Annotated in this window: 19 protein-coding genes, 2 pseudogenes and 2 other annotated features; all 21 genes and pseudogenes read right to left on the reverse strand. The window is 41.2% G+C overall.

All coding sequences use genetic code 11. From position 1 onward, the window contains the following. Positions 1-16 precede the first annotated feature (16 nt). Positions 17-619, reverse strand: coding sequence for a class I SAM-dependent methyltransferase (locus BCAMP_RS04035; RefSeq protein ID WP_035313878.1), 603 nt, complete (start codon positions 617-619; stop codon positions 17-19). 197 nt (positions 620-816) lie between these two features. Continuing rightward, positions 817-1,182 (reverse strand): 50S ribosomal protein L7/L12, encoded by a 366-nt coding sequence (rplL, locus tag BCAMP_RS04040; protein WP_035313879.1) that lies wholly within the window; start codon positions 1,180-1,182, stop codon positions 817-819. 30 nt (positions 1,183-1,212) lie between these two features. Beyond that, positions 1,213-1,716 carry a 50S ribosomal protein L10 gene (gene rplJ, locus BCAMP_RS04045; protein ID WP_035313880.1) on the reverse strand — a complete coding sequence of 168 codons (504 nt, stop codon included), beginning with the start codon at positions 1,714-1,716 and terminating at the stop codon, positions 1,213-1,215. A 37-nt stretch (positions 1,717-1,753) separates the two neighbouring features. After that, positions 1,754-1,888 (reverse strand) — a sequence feature (ribosomal protein L10 leader region). 46 nt (positions 1,889-1,934) lie between these two features. Continuing rightward, a complete protein-coding gene (gene rplA / locus BCAMP_RS04050) occupies positions 1,935-2,627 on the reverse strand; it encodes a 50S ribosomal protein L1 (protein ID WP_035313881.1) in 693 nt (230 codons plus the stop codon). 111 nt (positions 2,628-2,738) lie between these two features. Further along, on the reverse strand, positions 2,739-3,164 hold the full coding sequence (rplK, locus tag BCAMP_RS04055) for a 50S ribosomal protein L11 (protein WP_035313882.1): 426 nt from the start codon (positions 3,162-3,164) through the stop codon (positions 2,739-2,741). Positions 3,165-3,577: 413 nt separating this feature from the next. Beyond that, complete coding sequence (nusG, locus tag BCAMP_RS04060; RefSeq protein ID WP_035313903.1) at positions 3,578-4,111, reverse strand: transcription termination/antitermination protein NusG; 534 nt, start codon at positions 4,109-4,111, stop codon at positions 3,578-3,580. A gap of 146 nt (positions 4,112-4,257) precedes the next feature. Then, positions 4,258-4,437 carry a preprotein translocase subunit SecE gene (gene secE / locus BCAMP_RS04065; RefSeq protein ID WP_035313883.1) on the reverse strand — a complete coding sequence of 60 codons (180 nt, stop codon included), beginning with the start codon at positions 4,435-4,437 and terminating at the stop codon, positions 4,258-4,260. Between the two features lie 32 nt (positions 4,438-4,469). After that, entirely contained in the window at positions 4,470-4,643 is a 174-nt protein-coding gene (rpmG, locus tag BCAMP_RS14260) for a 50S ribosomal protein L33 (RefSeq protein ID WP_232217909.1), read from the reverse strand. An 82-nt stretch (positions 4,644-4,725) separates the two neighbouring features. Then, positions 4,726-5,331, reverse strand: a complete 606-nt coding sequence (locus BCAMP_RS04070) for a sigma-70 family RNA polymerase sigma factor (protein WP_035313905.1) — start codon at positions 5,329-5,331, stop codon at positions 4,726-4,728. Between the two features lie 66 nt (positions 5,332-5,397). Next, entirely contained in the window at positions 5,398-5,901 is a 504-nt protein-coding gene (locus BCAMP_RS04075; protein ID WP_232217908.1) for an NYN domain-containing protein, read from the reverse strand. Between the two features lie 19 nt (positions 5,902-5,920). Next, complete coding sequence (rlmB, locus tag BCAMP_RS04080) at positions 5,921-6,664, reverse strand: 23S rRNA (guanosine(2251)-2'-O)-methyltransferase RlmB (RefSeq protein WP_035313886.1); 744 nt, start codon at positions 6,662-6,664, stop codon at positions 5,921-5,923. A gap of 1 nt (position 6,665) precedes the next feature. Then, positions 6,666-6,989 (reverse strand): Mini-ribonuclease 3, encoded by a 324-nt coding sequence (locus tag BCAMP_RS04085; protein WP_332248502.1) that lies wholly within the window; start codon positions 6,987-6,989, stop codon positions 6,666-6,668. An 82-nt stretch (positions 6,990-7,071) separates the two neighbouring features. Then, complete coding sequence (gene cysS, locus BCAMP_RS04090) at positions 7,072-8,490, reverse strand: cysteine--tRNA ligase (RefSeq protein WP_035313888.1); 1,419 nt, start codon at positions 8,488-8,490, stop codon at positions 7,072-7,074. A 1-nt stretch (position 8,491) separates the two neighbouring features. After that, complete coding sequence (gene epsC, locus BCAMP_RS04095) at positions 8,492-9,127, reverse strand: serine O-acetyltransferase EpsC (protein ID WP_035313890.1); 636 nt, start codon at positions 9,125-9,127, stop codon at positions 8,492-8,494. 85 nt (positions 9,128-9,212) lie between these two features. Further along, positions 9,213-9,421, reverse strand: a binding site (T-box leader). Positions 9,422-9,470: 49 nt separating this feature from the next. Then, positions 9,471-10,940: a glutamate--tRNA ligase gene (gene gltX / locus BCAMP_RS04100; RefSeq protein WP_035313891.1), complete on the reverse strand. Its 1,470-nt coding sequence runs from the start codon at positions 10,938-10,940 to the stop codon at positions 9,471-9,473. Positions 10,941-11,254: 314 nt separating this feature from the next. After that, positions 11,255-12,337 carry a PIN/TRAM domain-containing protein gene (locus BCAMP_RS04105; RefSeq protein ID WP_035313893.1) on the reverse strand — a complete coding sequence of 361 codons (1,083 nt, stop codon included), beginning with the start codon at positions 12,335-12,337 and terminating at the stop codon, positions 11,255-11,257. 16 nt (positions 12,338-12,353) lie between these two features. After that, a complete protein-coding gene (gene radA / locus BCAMP_RS04110; RefSeq protein ID WP_035313895.1) occupies positions 12,354-13,736 on the reverse strand; it encodes a DNA repair protein RadA in 1,383 nt (460 codons plus the stop codon). A gap of 170 nt (positions 13,737-13,906) precedes the next feature. Further along, a complete protein-coding gene (locus BCAMP_RS14665; protein ID WP_332248504.1) occupies positions 13,907-14,137 on the reverse strand; it encodes a hypothetical protein in 231 nt (76 codons plus the stop codon). After that, positions 14,067-14,336, reverse strand: a complete 270-nt coding sequence (locus BCAMP_RS14900) for a hypothetical protein (RefSeq protein WP_332248505.1) — start codon at positions 14,334-14,336, stop codon at positions 14,067-14,069. The genes BCAMP_RS14665 and BCAMP_RS14900 overlap by 71 nt, the downstream gene beginning before the upstream one ends. After that, positions 14,328-14,997 (reverse strand): annotated as a pseudogene (locus tag BCAMP_RS14985) (AAA family ATPase); the annotation flags it as partial. The gene BCAMP_RS14900 and the pseudogene BCAMP_RS14985, both read right to left, overlap by 9 nt. A 47-nt stretch (positions 14,998-15,044) precedes the next feature. Next, a pseudogene (locus tag BCAMP_RS14265) lies at positions 15,045-15,346 on the reverse strand (UvrB/UvrC motif-containing protein); the annotation flags it as partial.

The following is a 15,346-nucleotide window of genomic DNA, read 5'->3' on the forward strand; positions in this document are numbered from 1 at the left end:
CAATCACGAGTTAAAGTCAAGACTTTTCGCTACGGAGAATCCAGTACCCTTTTTCTTTCACAACAATTTCGCAGTTGCCGAACACTGCTGTCATTTTATCAAAGGCAGATGGTGCCCCTTGTTTTTTCTGGATAACAACCCAAAGACTACCACCCACTCGCAAATGATCAATCGCCTGTTCTAAAATCTCATGCACGACTTGTTTACCCGCACGAATTGGCGGATTCGTTAAAATCGCAGCAAAATCTGTTTTAACGACATTCGCATAAGCAGCACTTTCATAGACCACTACATTAGTTACCGTATTAAGTTGTGCATTTTCGGTCGCTAATTCCAACGCCCGATCATTCACATCAATCATATGTACCGTGCGTGACGTATCTTCATTGGCTAACGCTATCCCGATTGGGCCATAACCACATCCAACGTCTAACAAATCGCCAGCCATTGGTGGGAACCCAAACGCGTCAATTAACACACGCGAACCGAAATCGATGCTGTTTTTGGAAAAGACGCCGGCATCGCTGATGAATTGAAAAGTTGTGCCGCGCAACGGGAATTCCCATTGTTGGCGATGATGCTCTAAATCAGTGTTCTTCGTATAATAGTGACGTTCCATTTTATCCCTCCTTTTCTTTATTAAGGAATTGTATTCATGTAAATAAAGAAAAAAAGAGCTGTTTGCATTAAGCTTATGTTAAGCATACAACAGCCTGAGCTGATGCATGACTCAACAACATATCTAACGTCTCAGAAGATTCGTCAGTTACAACTTAAACAAACAGTTCTCTTATTTACGCTACGTTGAAACAGTTATTATTTAATAACTGCGCTTGCGCCAGCTTCTTCAAGTTGAGCAAGAATTTCTTCTGCTTCAGCTTTAGCTGCGCCTTCTTTAATTACTTTAGGAGCGTTATCTACCATTTCTTTAGCTTCTTTAAGACCTAAGCCAGTAACAGTACGTACAACTTTGATTACTTTAACTTTAGAAGAACCAGCAGATGTTAATTCAACATCAAACTCAGTTTTTTCTTCAGCGGCAGCAGCGCCACCAGCAGCAGCAGCTACAGGAGCAGCAGCAGTAACACCAAATTCTTCTTCGATTGCTTTTACTAAGTCGTTTAATTCTACAACAGTCGCTTCTTTTACAGATGCGATGATATCTTCAATATTTAAGGCCATGATATAATTCCTCCATTTTTTATATAGTTTTTATGCTTCTTCTTGCTCTTTTTGTTCTGCAACAGCTTTAGTAAGCATTGCGAAGTTACGCATAGGTGCTTGTAAAACTGATACTAACATTGAAAGTAAACCTTCGCGTGATGGTAATGATGCAATTGTGTTGATTTCTTCAACGCCAACTACGTTACCTTCGATAACGCCCGCTTTAATTTCTAATGCTTCATTTGCTTTCGCAAAATCGTAAATGATTTTAGCAGGGGCAACAACGTCATCATTACTGAATGCGATTGCGTTAGGACCTGTTAAAGCTTCATTTAAACCTTCGTAGTTTGCAGCAGTAGCAGCACGACGAACTAAACCGTTTTTCAACACTTTAAGTTCAACACCAGCTTCACGTAATTGTTTACGTAATTCTGTAACTTGCTCAACTGTAAGACCACGATAGTCGACAACGATAGTTGAAACACTATTTTCTAATTTTGTTTGGATTTCAGAAACCAAACCTTTTTTGACTTCAATAGCAGCTTGACTCAAAATTTACACCTCCTCTTATAATTAGTGACACTTTTTTATAAGTAATAAAAAACCTCTGCACACCGTAGATAGCGTCAGAGGTTTTACTGATAAATCAGTAGTCAAAAAATCCTCGGTAGGTTTTTAAAACGCGAACGTTCCCTACTGTCTACGGTAAGAGATATTTAATTATCACCAATGTTCTAAATGATATCAGAACATCGAGATGTTGTCAACTATTAACCAAGAGTTGAAGGTTCAACTTTAAGACCAGGTCCCATTGTTGAAGCAACTGCTAAGTTTTTAATGTAAACACCTTTAGCTGATGATGGTTTAGCTTTAAGAACAACTTCGTGAACTGCTTTGAAGTTTTCCATTAATTTTTCAGTACCGAAAGATTTTTTACCGATGATGAATTGTAGGTTACCTACTTTATCAACACGGTATTCAACTTTACCAGCTTTAATGTCGTTAACTGCTTTCGTAACGTCCATAGTAACTGTTCCAGTTTTAGGGTTAGGCATTAAACCTTTAGGTCCTAACACACGACCTAAACGACCAATTTGACCCATCATGTCTGGTGTTGCAACGATAACGTCGAAGTCGAACCAGCCACCTTGGATTTTTTCAAGGTATTCAGCTTCACCTACGTAGTCAGCGCCAGCTGCTTCAGCTTCAGCAGCTTTAGCACCTTTTGCTAATACTAAAACACGTTGTGTTTTACCAGTACCGTTTGGTAATACAACAGCACCACGAATTTGTTGATCCGCTTGTTTAGGATCTACTCCTAAGCGATATGATACTTCGATTGTAGCATCAAAATTAACAAAGTCGATTGCTTGTACTAATTCGATTGCTTCAGAACCAGCGTAAGCTTTTTCTGCATCAATTTTTTTAGCAGCTTCGATATATTTTTTACTTTTCTTAACCATTTTTTATTCTCCTCCTCAAATGTGGTATTAGCGGAATTTCCTCCCACCTTTAAGGTCGTACCAAAGCACAACCTTTTAAAACAAAACATGCCGTTTATAGGCAACCGAAGATTAATCTTCGATTGTGATTCCCATTGAACGAGCAGTACCTTCGACCATTAACATAGCAGCTTCTACGCTACCAGCATTTAAGTCAGGCATTTTTGTTTCAGCGATTTCACGAACTTGATCGCGTTTAACAGTTGCAACTTTGTTTGTGTTTGGTTCACCAGAACCTTTTTCAACGCCTGCAGCTTTTTTAAGTAAAACTGCTGCTGGTGGTGTTTTTGTTATGAATGTAAATGAACGATCTTCATATACAGAAATAACAACTGGGATGATCAAACCTGCTTGATCTTGTGTACGAGCGTTAAACTCTTTACAGAAGCCCATGATGTTAACACCTGCTTGACCTAATGCAGGACCTACCGGCGGTGCAGGGTTTGCTTTACCTGCGGGGATTTGTAATTTTACTACTTTAGTTACTTTCTTAGCCATGAGACACACCTCCTTAAGTCAGTGATGTGGTTAAATTGGGTGCTTTACACCCTCCCACTCATCTTTGCTCTTGGCTGATACGTTTGAACACGTACTTAAGAATCTTAACATCTCGAAAAGATTTCGTCAACTGGAATGTTTTCCGTCGTTTTTAATTGGGTGCTTAACAGCGCTTATCAAAGGTGTCGATGCAAAAAAAAAAATCACCCGCAGGCGATCTTTTTTGATGGTAAGCAAACAGCGCGTTCGAGCGTTCCAATTTCTTCAGTTCTAAACGGTTGTGTTCACTTTTACTTATCCAGTTACCCCAACCAGAACTTTGGAAATTTCACGCTCTCTACCCGATGCTATATAACCGCAACTTCGAGCGTTCCAATTTCTTCAGTTCTAAACGGTTGTGTTCACTTTTACTATTAGATTTTTTCTACTTGGTTGAAATCAACTTCTACTGGTGTTTCACGGCCAAACATGTCAACAATAACGCGGGCCTTACCTTTTGATTCATCAATTTCAGTGATTTTACCAGCAAATTCAGCAAATGGTCCTTCTTTCACCATTACTGTATCGCCTAACACGTAATCCAATTCAACGGCATGTTCTTCAACACCCATGTTTTTAAAGACGCGTTCGATTTCATCATCTAACATCGGTGATGGTTTTGAACCTGAACCAGCCGAACCAACGAAACCAGTCACACCTGGTGTGTTACGGACAACGTACCATGAATCATCTGTCATAATTAACTCAACCAAGACATAACCTGGGAATACCTTATGTTTAACAACCTTTGTTTTACCGTTTTTAGTTTCTGTTTCTTCTTCTTCGGGTACTAACACGCGGAAGATTTTATCATCCATCCCCATTGATTCAATTCGTTTTTCTAAGTTGATTTTAACTTTGTTTTCATAACCTGAATACGTGTGTACAACATACCAATCTTTATCCATAATATGTGTGGAAAGACTCATTGAGCGCTTTCCCAACCCTCCTCATAATTTCGTATTATTTTTAGCAAAATAAAAAACCCGTGTTACACATGCGGGTTTCTCTCGTAGACATAGTATAGCACTATTACTGTTGAATTAAAAGTTAATCAATTAATAAGGTCAACTAAAGCACCGATACCCCAATCACTAAGCATGAAGAATAGCGCTAAAAAGACGACCGTAAACACAACGATTGTTGTATAGTTCACGACTTCTTTACCAGTTGGCCAAACAACCTTGCCTAATTCACTTTTGACACCTTTAAAAAATCCTTGCTTGCTTGCCATGGTTGGTTCCCTCAATTCTTTATCTGATAAGATTATTTTGTTTCACGATGTTTTGTATGTTTTTTACAATATTTACAATGCTTGTTCATTTCTAGGCGAACAGTACGAGCTGAAGCACCCAATGTAATTGAATAATTACGAGAACCGCACTCTACACACGCTAGGGATGCTTTTTTTTTGCACGTTTGACACTCCTCTAATAAAATACTTAATCTATCAAAAATCGTAACACGTCCGTTTTTGTTTGTCAAATCATCGCATAACCGATTGTTTGACGAACAGCCTTTTTCATCGTATCGCTTTTTTGCGAATCCGTTGCAAAGCATTATCAATCGCTTTCTCGGATTTAGCCAATGTCTGCGCAATTTCAGCATAGCTTTTGCCAGCGATGTACTCATTCACCACTGCCGATTCAAACGTCGTTAACCGCTCTGCTAAATGTTTGAGCAAAGCGGCTTCGCGCTCTTGTGCAAGCAACGCCTTCTCAGGTAACTCATGCGCACTCGATGTCGCAATGGTATCTAATAGCGTCCACTCTTCTGCAGCACTGGCAGACAGTGGCATGTCGAGCGATAACGAGTTTGTTAACAGTTCATGCTTTTTACGGGTGGCACTTTTGATGGCGGTAATCACTTGACGTTCAATGCATAAACGCATAAAGGTTGCAAAGGAGGCTGTTGCTTCTTCATTGTAGTCACGTACCGCCTTCAAAAAACCAATCGATGCTTCTTGCATCAAATCATCGCGATCACCTGTTTTCAAAAAGTAGTGACTAATAATGCGCTTAATTTGTGGTTGATAATTTGCCAACAGCGTATCAAAGGCTTGGATATTACCCGCTTTGGCCGCAGCCAGCAATGTGGTTTCATCGTACTTGTGAACCTTTATCGACATACGTTTCACCCCGAGTCTCTTAGAATGATTGCTTGTCTTCAGTATAGGTATCCCGACCGGGACTCGTCAATCATTAGGCAAACGGCCACGACGCCATTGCTCTAACGTTTCTTTCGTTTTCGGATCAATCGCTGCCATCAATTTTGGTGTTTGTGTATGAATCGTTTTAATTTCATCTGTTACTTCCCGTGCCATATCGCGAATTTCAATTAATAGTTCGCGAGCGGATAAACGCAAGGCGCCTTGGCCAAAAATCTGCCACTGTTCCGTCGCGTCACTCGTCGCTACAATCACATTCGTCGCTGCATTAATATAATCACGGGCATGGGCTTCGATGTACTCATCTGCAATGGTCTGTTCTTCGGTGTAAACAATTTTCATGTTTTTAAAAAGCATTTCACTTTCTTTCCCTTTAACGAACTGGGCATCAAACACAACAATCGTTTGATAACCGGTATAAGCCGCATAGTCTGCCAGTTCTTCGAGCAGTTGTTCACGTGCGTGTGCGATTGACTGACGCTTGAGTCGTTCAAGATGCGCCCAATGACCAATCACATTGTACCCGTCCACAAACAGAATCGTCCTCATCTTACTTACCTAATGGTGAGCGTTTACGCAATACTTCAAACATAAGAATACTTGCTGCCACTGAGGCATTTAATGAAGTGACATGTCCGCGCATTGGTAAACTCACAAGAAAATCACATTTTTCTACTGCTAAGCGTGAAATACCGCGACCTTCACTGCCGATAATAAGCGCAAGCGGTAAGGTCGGATCCATTGAACGATAATCTTCTTTCGCCGAAGCATCTGTTCCAAAAATCCAAACACCTTGTTTCTTCAGTTCTTCAATCGTACGAGCAATGTTTGTCACACGCACAACCGGTACGTGTTCAATTGCACCTGTTGAAGCCTTAGCGACCGTTGCAGTTAAACCAACTGCACGACGTTTGGGGATGATAATTCCGTGTGCGCCAACTGTATCAGCTGTTCGCATGATTGAGCCGAGGTTATGTGGATCTTCGAGTTCATCTAAGATTAAGAAGAACGGATCCTCACCTTTATCAGCAGCTGCCTTAAATAAATCTTCCATCTCGGCATATTGGTAAGCTGCAACTTGAGCCGCTACTCCTTGATGCACTTGATCTGTTAATGAGTTCATTTTTTGTTTTGGAATCATCTGTACTTGCACGCCACGTTTTTTAGCCAACGCTAATATTTGTGAGCCGACCCCTTTTTCTGTTCCCTCTTGTAACCATACTTTATTAATATCGCGATCAGAACGCAATACTTCTAGCACAGGATTACGTCCTGCAATAATATCATCTGCCATGTTATTTTCCTCCTTCTAATGCAGCGTCATGAAAAGCAAGCGCTGCGTTCATCAGTTCATTCAAACGATCTGTTTCATCAGTTAAGTATAAGTAGCCTATCAACGCTTCAAAGGCTGTTGAATAACGGTAGGTCATTAAGTCCGTATTTTTACGAATCGTTTTCGACTTCGCATTGCGGCCGCGATTAACAATCGTTACTTCAAAGGCTGTTAAAGCCTCTGTTTCGAGCCAATGTTTTAAAATGCGATCCTGTGCTTTTGCGCTGACATAGTGGGTCGCTGTTGTGTGCAACCGATTCGGATTCGTCTTGCCTTGTCGCAGCAAATGATTCCGGACGGCAACTTCGAAAATGGCATCGCCATGTAGGCCAGTGCCAAGCCGTTTAATTGTTTTAAATCTGCCATTGTTATCCTCTTCTCCAACGAGTTCCCTGTGGGGTATCCTCTAAAATTATCTGTTGTCCCTTAAATAAATCACGAATCTCATCTGAACGATCAAAGCGACGTTCATTCCGAGCTAAATCACGTTCTTCGATTAATTGTTCAATCTCTTCATCACTCAATTGATCCGCTGTACTCGTTTTTGCCGTTGCTAACGTTAATCCTAAAATCGCAAAATATTTCTCAAAGGCGTGCATGAAACTTTCCAATATGCCAAAACCAACATGGTTTTTTGCGACATAAATATTCGCTTTTTTAGCGAGGTCATACAACGTTGTGATCGCATTAGCAGTGTTAAAGTCATCATCCATTTCACGTTCGAAATCGCGTTGCACCTCATTTAATTGTTCGTACCATGCATCAGCATCACTCGGTTCATTGTCAACAGCCACCGACAAGCGGTGTTTAACATTGAAATAAGCTGTTCTTAAACGCTCCAAACCATTTTGGGCATCAGCTAACAACGCCGGACTGTAGTTAATGGGGTTTCGGTAATGCACACTTAACATGAAAAAGCGGAATGCGACTGGATCATGCTCTTTTAGCATCTCATGAACAGTGATAAAATTACCGAGCGATTTCGACATTTTCGTATCATCGATATTCATATACCCGTTATGCATCCAATAACGCGCAAAAGTTTGGTCATGGGCAGCTTCTGATTGCGCAATCTCATTTTCATGGTGAGGGAACTGTAAGTCTTGCCCGCCCGCATGAATATCAATTGTTTTACCTAAGTATTTTTCGGCCATCGCTGAACATTCAATATGCCAACCCGGGCGACCTAATCCCCACGCGCTCTCCCAGCTGATTTCACCTGGCTTAGCAGCCTTCCATAATACAAAATCAAGCGGTTCTTGTTTCGCAGTGTCTTCCTCAACACGCGCACCAACCTTTAAGTCGTGCAATGATTGGTGTGATAAAGCGCCGTAATTTTCGAATTTCCGTGTACGGTAATAGACGTCGCCTTCGCTCTCATAAGCATAGCCTTTGTCAATTAAGGTTGCGATTAAGGCAATGATTTCCGGCATGTTCTCAGTGACACGCGGATGAACATCGGCTGGTTCAACACCGAGAGCAGCGGTATCTTCTTCATAAGCTTTAATGAATCGATCAGCCACTTCGGGCACTGTCACTTTGAGTTCATCGGCTACACGGATTAATTTATCATCGACATCGGTAAAGTTCGACACAAACTTGACGTGATAACCACGGTATTCAAAATAACGACGCACGGTATCAAACACGATGATGGGGCGCGCATTCCCAATATGAATATAGTTATAAACGGTGGGGCCACAGACATACATCTTCACTTCACCTTTTTCAATCGGTTCAAACACTTCTTTTTGTCTCGTTAACGTATTATATAGTTGAATGCTCATCTTAATCCTCTTTTCCCTCACGAATTTTTTTGACTGCTGTTGTTAAGTTGGCTAATTCTAGCGTTAAAGCGTCGATGCGTTCTTCGAGTTGTTTTGCCTTATTCGCGACATCGACACGTCGATCACCAATCCGAATAACGCGGGCTGGGACACCGACAGCCGTCGCTTGATCAGGAATATCCTGAATAACAACGGCACCCGCACCAATCTTGCTATCCTCACCAATGACGATGGGGCCTAGTATTTGGACGTCGCCCGAAATAAAGGCACGATCTTTAATAATAGGATGACGCCAACCCGTGTCATGTCCTGTTCCACCGAGGGTAACACCATGATGAAGGGTGACATCATCACCAATGCGGCACGTTTCACCGATGACCAATCCCATGCCATGATCAATAAACAACCGTCGACCAATCGTTGCACCCGGATGAATTTCAATCCCCGTAAAGAAACGACTCATCTGTGAAATGATTCGTGCAAGTAATTTCAAGTGATGGCGGTATAAAAAGTGTGCGATACGATGGTTCCAAATGGCATGTACACCTGCATACGTCAACATCACTTCCAGACGTGACGAGGCAGCTGGATCATTGTGCAACACGACATCTACCTGCTCTTTCATCTGACGAAACATAATTTATCCCTCAACTTCTACTTTATAGTTTACTTGTTAGCATGATCATTTGACCGATTCAAATAAAAAACGCCTCTGTCTATATGACAGAGACGCTTTCGCGTGGTTCCACTCTGTTTGGAGCAACCTACACTCCCAACTTAGCTGTTTAACGCACAGTCAACGCTCTATCCTACTCACTTCAAATAGAGTCTCTAAGAGGCATTTCATCAAGCGTCTATCAATCAGTCCCAGCCTAGCTGATTGTCTCTGTTACAGACGGGTTTGACTACTTCTTCTTATTAACGATCAATCTATAGTTGCTTTTCATTATACGCAGATATCTGCAATCGTGCAAGTTGTATTAGCTTAATTTAGCTAAACGTTTCAAGACAACTTCCTTGCCTAACACTTCAATCGCTTGTGGTAACTCAGGGCCATGCATTTCACCCGTTGTCGCAATACGGATTGGCATAAAGAGGTTTTTACCTTTAATGCCTGTCTCTTTTTGAACGACTTTAATCATTGGTTTAATATTCGCCGCGATAAAGTCTTCATCCGTTAAGCTTGCAAGTTGAGCAGCAAAGGCTGCCAAAACAGTCGGAACTGTTTCTTCTGCTAACACTGCTTGGGCCTCATCAGAGAATGTTAATTCCTCAGTGAAGAACATATCTGTTAACTCAACAATTTCAGCGCCGTAGCTCATTTGTTGGTGGTACAGTGAAATTAGATTTGTTGCCCACGCATGTTGTTCAGCCGTTAATTCCAACGGTAAACGACCAGCTTTTTGCAAGAAAGGCAACGCGAGCTCAACCACTTCTGTCAGTGTCATTTTCTTAACGTATTGGTTGTTCATCCATTGTAACTTGGCTTTATCAAAGACCGCTGGTGAATGTGATAGGCGGGCTGGATTGAAGATCTTAATGAATTCTTCTTGGCTAAAGATTTCTTCTTCACCTTCAGGTGACCAGCCGAGCATTGTAATAAAGTTAAACAAGGCCGCTGGTAAATAACCTAATTCAGCATATTGCTCGATGAATTGGATGATTGATTCATCACGTTTACTTAATTTTTTATGTTGATCATTAACGATTAATGTCATATGACCAAAGACAGGCACGTCCCAACCAAATGCATCGTATATCATTAATTGCTTCGGTGTATTTGAGATATGATCATCACCACGTAATACGTGTGAGATTTTCATTAAATAGTCATCAGCAACAACGGCAAAGTTATACGTTGGAATACCATCTTTTTTACAGATAACCCAATCACCAATATCATTTGATTCAAACGAAACATGGCCTTTAACAATGTCATCAAAGGCGAATGTACGATCTTTTGGTACGCGGAAACGAATGCTCGGTTTTAAACCTTTTGCTTCGTATGCAGCACGTTGCTCTGCTGTTAAATGAGCGTCTCGACCAGAATAACGTGGCATTGTACTAGCCGCAACCTGCGCTTCGCGTTCTGCCGCCAATTCTTCTTCGGTATCATACGCTTTATATGCTAAATCTTTTTCTAACAATTCAGCAATTAACTTCGCGTAAATCTCGTTACGTTCTGATTGACGATACGGACCAAACTCGCCATGTTGACCATTTTCATTCACACCTTCAGACCAATCAAGTCCTAACCATTTTAAAAATTCGATTTGACTTGATTCACCATCAGCAACATTACGTTTTAAGTCAGTGTCTTCAATGCGTAAGATGAAATCGCCACCTTCATGACGGGCATAAAGATAGTTGAAAATTGCAGTACGGGCATTACCAATATGTAAATGTCCGGTTGGGCTTGGTGCATAACGCACACGGATACGGTTACTCACTTGACATTTCCTCCTTAAGGAACGGGTTATTTTAGCAGCAACGCCTCTAAGGCTTGTGCTATTTGTAAAAGCGGTCGTACTTTATACTGATTTGAGCAGGTTCAACATTCACAAAAGAGCCATCTGTTGGTGCAACGGTTTATATGCGATGCATGTAGCATCTCTTCGATTTCAGCAGTTGCGCTATCATATTAAAACATGAGTGCCTCTCTCGCTGAATCAATGGGCTTGCCCATCATGTACCTTACTATATTCGCACCAATTGAGCTTTCTTGCAAGTCTATTTTCAAACAATTATGCGACATTATCGTCTCCTATTTATAGACCTTTGCAAAAATCATTCGGCCTGCCGATGTTTGAAGCACACTGGTCACCGCAACATCGACCGTTTGATTGATGAAACGACGGCCTTCTTCAACGACAATCATCGTGCCATCATCTAGGTAGCCGATACCTTGGTTGCGTTCTTTACCGTCTTTGACAACAAGTAAATGCAACTTTTCGCCTGGTAAAACGACAGGTTTAACTGCATTGGCGAGATCGTTAATGTTTAAAACTGGAATCTTTTGAAATTCACAAACCTTGTTTAAATTATAATCATTCGTTACGACAACGCCGCCATATTCTTTTGCAGCACGCACGAGTTTGCTATCAACCTCGGTAATATCGTCGTAGTCGCCTTCAAACATCCGCACTTCTATTTTCTTTTCGTTTTGTAAGGCATTTAAAATATCCAGTCCACGACGGCCCTTTGTGCGTTTAAGCGAATCAGAACTATCGGCAATATGTTGTAATTCTTCAAGAACGAATAAAGGAATCATCACTGGACCTTCTAAAAAACCGGTGCGAATAATATCGGCAATACGACCATCAATGACAACGCTCGTATCTAAAAATTTAGGATTCTCATTTCGTTTTTGCTCGGTAGCAATCGTCTCCACTGCTTTTTTCTTGCCCATTCGATTAAGCGATAAAATCGACAACCATTCTTCTTTGCGGGCGACACCCATGCGTACACCTAAATAGCCAAAAAAGATCGCTAATAAAATCGGCAATACGTTACTAATTAACGGCATTTCAATTTGACTAATCGGTAAGCTTAAGAGAAATGAAATAATTAAACCGACAATTAAACCTAAACTCCCAAATAAGACGCTTGTATTAGGGGTTTTTGCTAAAAACGATTCTACTGTTTTCAAGCTGTTCTCAATGTGTTTGATTGCCCATGAAAATAATAGGATAAAAACAATAAGACCAATAAGCGTATTGACAATCGAATTATTGAGTAAGGGAGAGACGTTTGCTCCGAATATTCCCGTCCAAATGTACGGAAAACCGATGGCACCAAAGGCGCCTCCGACAATTGCATAACAAATATAAATTAATACTTTAGCCATTTCGTTGCCTCCTTTATCATTTAGTTGGAAAGGCTTTTTGAATTGCTTCACGCAATGTCGCCACGCCTATCACTTGAATTTCGGTCGGGAATGTCCAACCGCCGATGTTATTCGCCGGAATAATAATCCGCTTAAAGCCGAGTTTAGCAGCTTCTTGCACCCGTTGATCAATTCGGGCAACCCGACGAATTTCACCCGTTAAACCCACCTCACCAATAAAACAATCCATCGCAGCGGTTGGCTTATCGTAATAACTCGAGGCGATACTGATAGCAATCGCTAAATCAATGGCCGGTTCATCAAGTTTAACACCACCAGCTGCCTTTAAATACGCATCTTGATTTTGCAGCATTAAACCTTCACGTTTTTCCAGCACTGCCATAATAAGTGATACGCGGTTATAATCCATCCCCGTTGCCATGCGTCGGGCATTACCATAAACAGTTGGTGACACTAGCGCTTGAATTTCAACGAGTACAGGCCGTGTTCCTTCCATCGAAGTAACGACAGCAGAACCTGCTGCCCCTTCTAAGCGTTCTTCCAAAAAAACTTCTGAGGCATTTTCAACTTCAATTAGACCCATATCACGCATTTCGAAAATACCCATTTCATTCGTCGAACCAAAACGGTTTTTGACGGCTCGTAAAATACGGTACGCATGATGACGCTCACCTTCAAAGTAGAGAACGGTATCGACCATATGCTCTAACATTCTCGGACCTGCAATCGTCCCTTCTTTCGTCACGTGTCCGACGATAAAAATCGCGATATTCAACGTTTTGGCGAGTCGCATCAACTCTGATGTACACTCCCGCACCTGCGTGACGCTACCAGCAGCACTCGTGATATCAGGATGATACATCGTTTGGATTGAGTCAATCACAACGAATTCTGGCAATAATGTTTGTACCGTTTTTGAGATCACTTCTAAATCGGTTTGTGCATACACATAAAGCAGGTCGCCATCGACGTTTAAACGCTCCGCTCGTAATTTCGTTTGTTTAATTGACTCTTCACCAGACACATAGAGGCCCTTGCGTTTCGCCTTCGTTAATTGGGCAGAGACTTGCAATAACAGCGTTGATTTCCCAATGCCTGGATCACCACCGACTAACACAAGCGAGCCTTTAACGAGTCCACCGCCGAGTACACGATTGAGTTCTGGCATATCTGTTAAAATACGTTGTTCCGTCTCACTCGTAATCTTTGATAACGGGAGCGCTTGTTGATTATTATCCTCAGTATGATTAAAACTTGTACGGCCTTTTTGCACCTTTGCCTCAACAAATTCAACCATTTGATTCCATTCATTACAATTCGGGCAGCGTCCCATCCATTTAGGAGACTCATAGCCACACGCGTTACAGACAAACTTTGTACTTGTTTTTTTCTTGACCATAACACACCTTCTTTGCTGTAGTTTAATTCCCTTAAGTTTAACATATTTCCAAAAAAACGACAGACATAAGGGTGTTATTGCAGAGTGAATATCTCTTCTGTCATACTTCACAAACTATATCTTTCCGCAAAAAAAAAAGGACATTACGTCCCTTTTTTTGACCACTATTATTAATGAGTCTTTACAGCGATAGGCTTTTTAGCACTTACTTTTTTATCCATTTTTTTTCGTGGTTTTTTAACCATAAACTGGCTGTCTTTATCCAAGTCAATCGTCACTGCTTGACCTTTAATAACCGTTCCTTTTAAGATTTCTTCAGAGAGTAAATCTTCAACATGGCGTTGAATCGCACGACGAATCGGGCGGGCACCATACTCTGGATCGTAGCCTTCTTTTGCGATTTTTTTTCAAGGCTTTCGGTGTTAATGACAGATGAATGTCTTGGTTTGATAAGCGTTTGCTTAATTGGGCAATCATTAATTTCACAATTTTAGTTAATTCTTTCTCACCTAACGAATCAAACACGACGTTTTCATCAATTCGGTTGAGGAATTCCGGACGGAAGGCTTTCTTCAATGTCTCAAGGACACGTTTTTCCATCACAGCTGTATCTTTCAGCGGATCAATCGCTCCAAATCCAACTGTTTTATCCGTTTTAATTTCATTGGCACCAATATTAGAGGTCATAATAATAATTGTATTACTAAAATCAACGACACGACCTTTTGAATCGGTTAAGCGTCCGTCATCTAATACTTGTAACAATAAATTGAACACATCGGGGTGTGCCTTTTCGATTTCATCTAATAGTAAGACAGCATATGGTTTTTGACGCACCTTATCTGTCAATTGACCACCTTCTTCATAACCTACGTAACCAGGAGGTGCTCCGACTAAGCGCGCTGTCGAAAATTTTTTCCATGTACTCGCTCATATCGATTCGAATCATTGCATCCTCATCTTCAAACATTGCTTCAGCTAAAGCACGGGCTAATTCGGTCTTACCTACACCTGTAGGACCTAAGAAAATAAATGACCCTATCGGTCTCGCTGGATCTTTAAGTCCAGCACGCGCACGACGAACAGCTTTAGCAATCGAGTGAACCGCACGATCTTGACCAATCACACGTTCATGTAAAATCTTCTCAAGTTTTAACAGCCGTTGTGATTCAGTCTTCGCTAATTTAGCAACGGGAATACCTGTCCAACTCGCAACAACTTCCGCAATGACATCTGCATCAACTTGTTGGTGTTGCGCCATTTTAGTACTGTTCCATGTTTCCTTACCTTTTTTCAAAGCAATCGCACATTTTTTCTCTTTATCACGTAAATCAGCTGCTTTTTCGAATTCTTGACCTTGAACAGCCGCATCTTTTTCTTGACGGATTTGTGCCAACTCGACTTCTAATTTTTTTTACATTTGTCGGTGTAATGAATGATTTCAACCGTACTTTTGAACCAGCTTCATCGATTAAATCAATCGCTTTATCTGGTAGAAAACGATCTTGAATGTAACGTTGAGACATTACAACTGCCGCCTCTAAAGCCGCATCTGTAAAGGCAACGCCATGATGCGCTTCGTAACGATCACGCAAGCCTTTTAATATTAA

This window comes from Brochothrix campestris FSL F6-1037 (assembly GCF_000525915.1).
In the GTDB taxonomy this organism is placed as follows: domain Bacteria; phylum Bacillota; class Bacilli; order Lactobacillales; family Listeriaceae; genus Brochothrix; species Brochothrix campestris.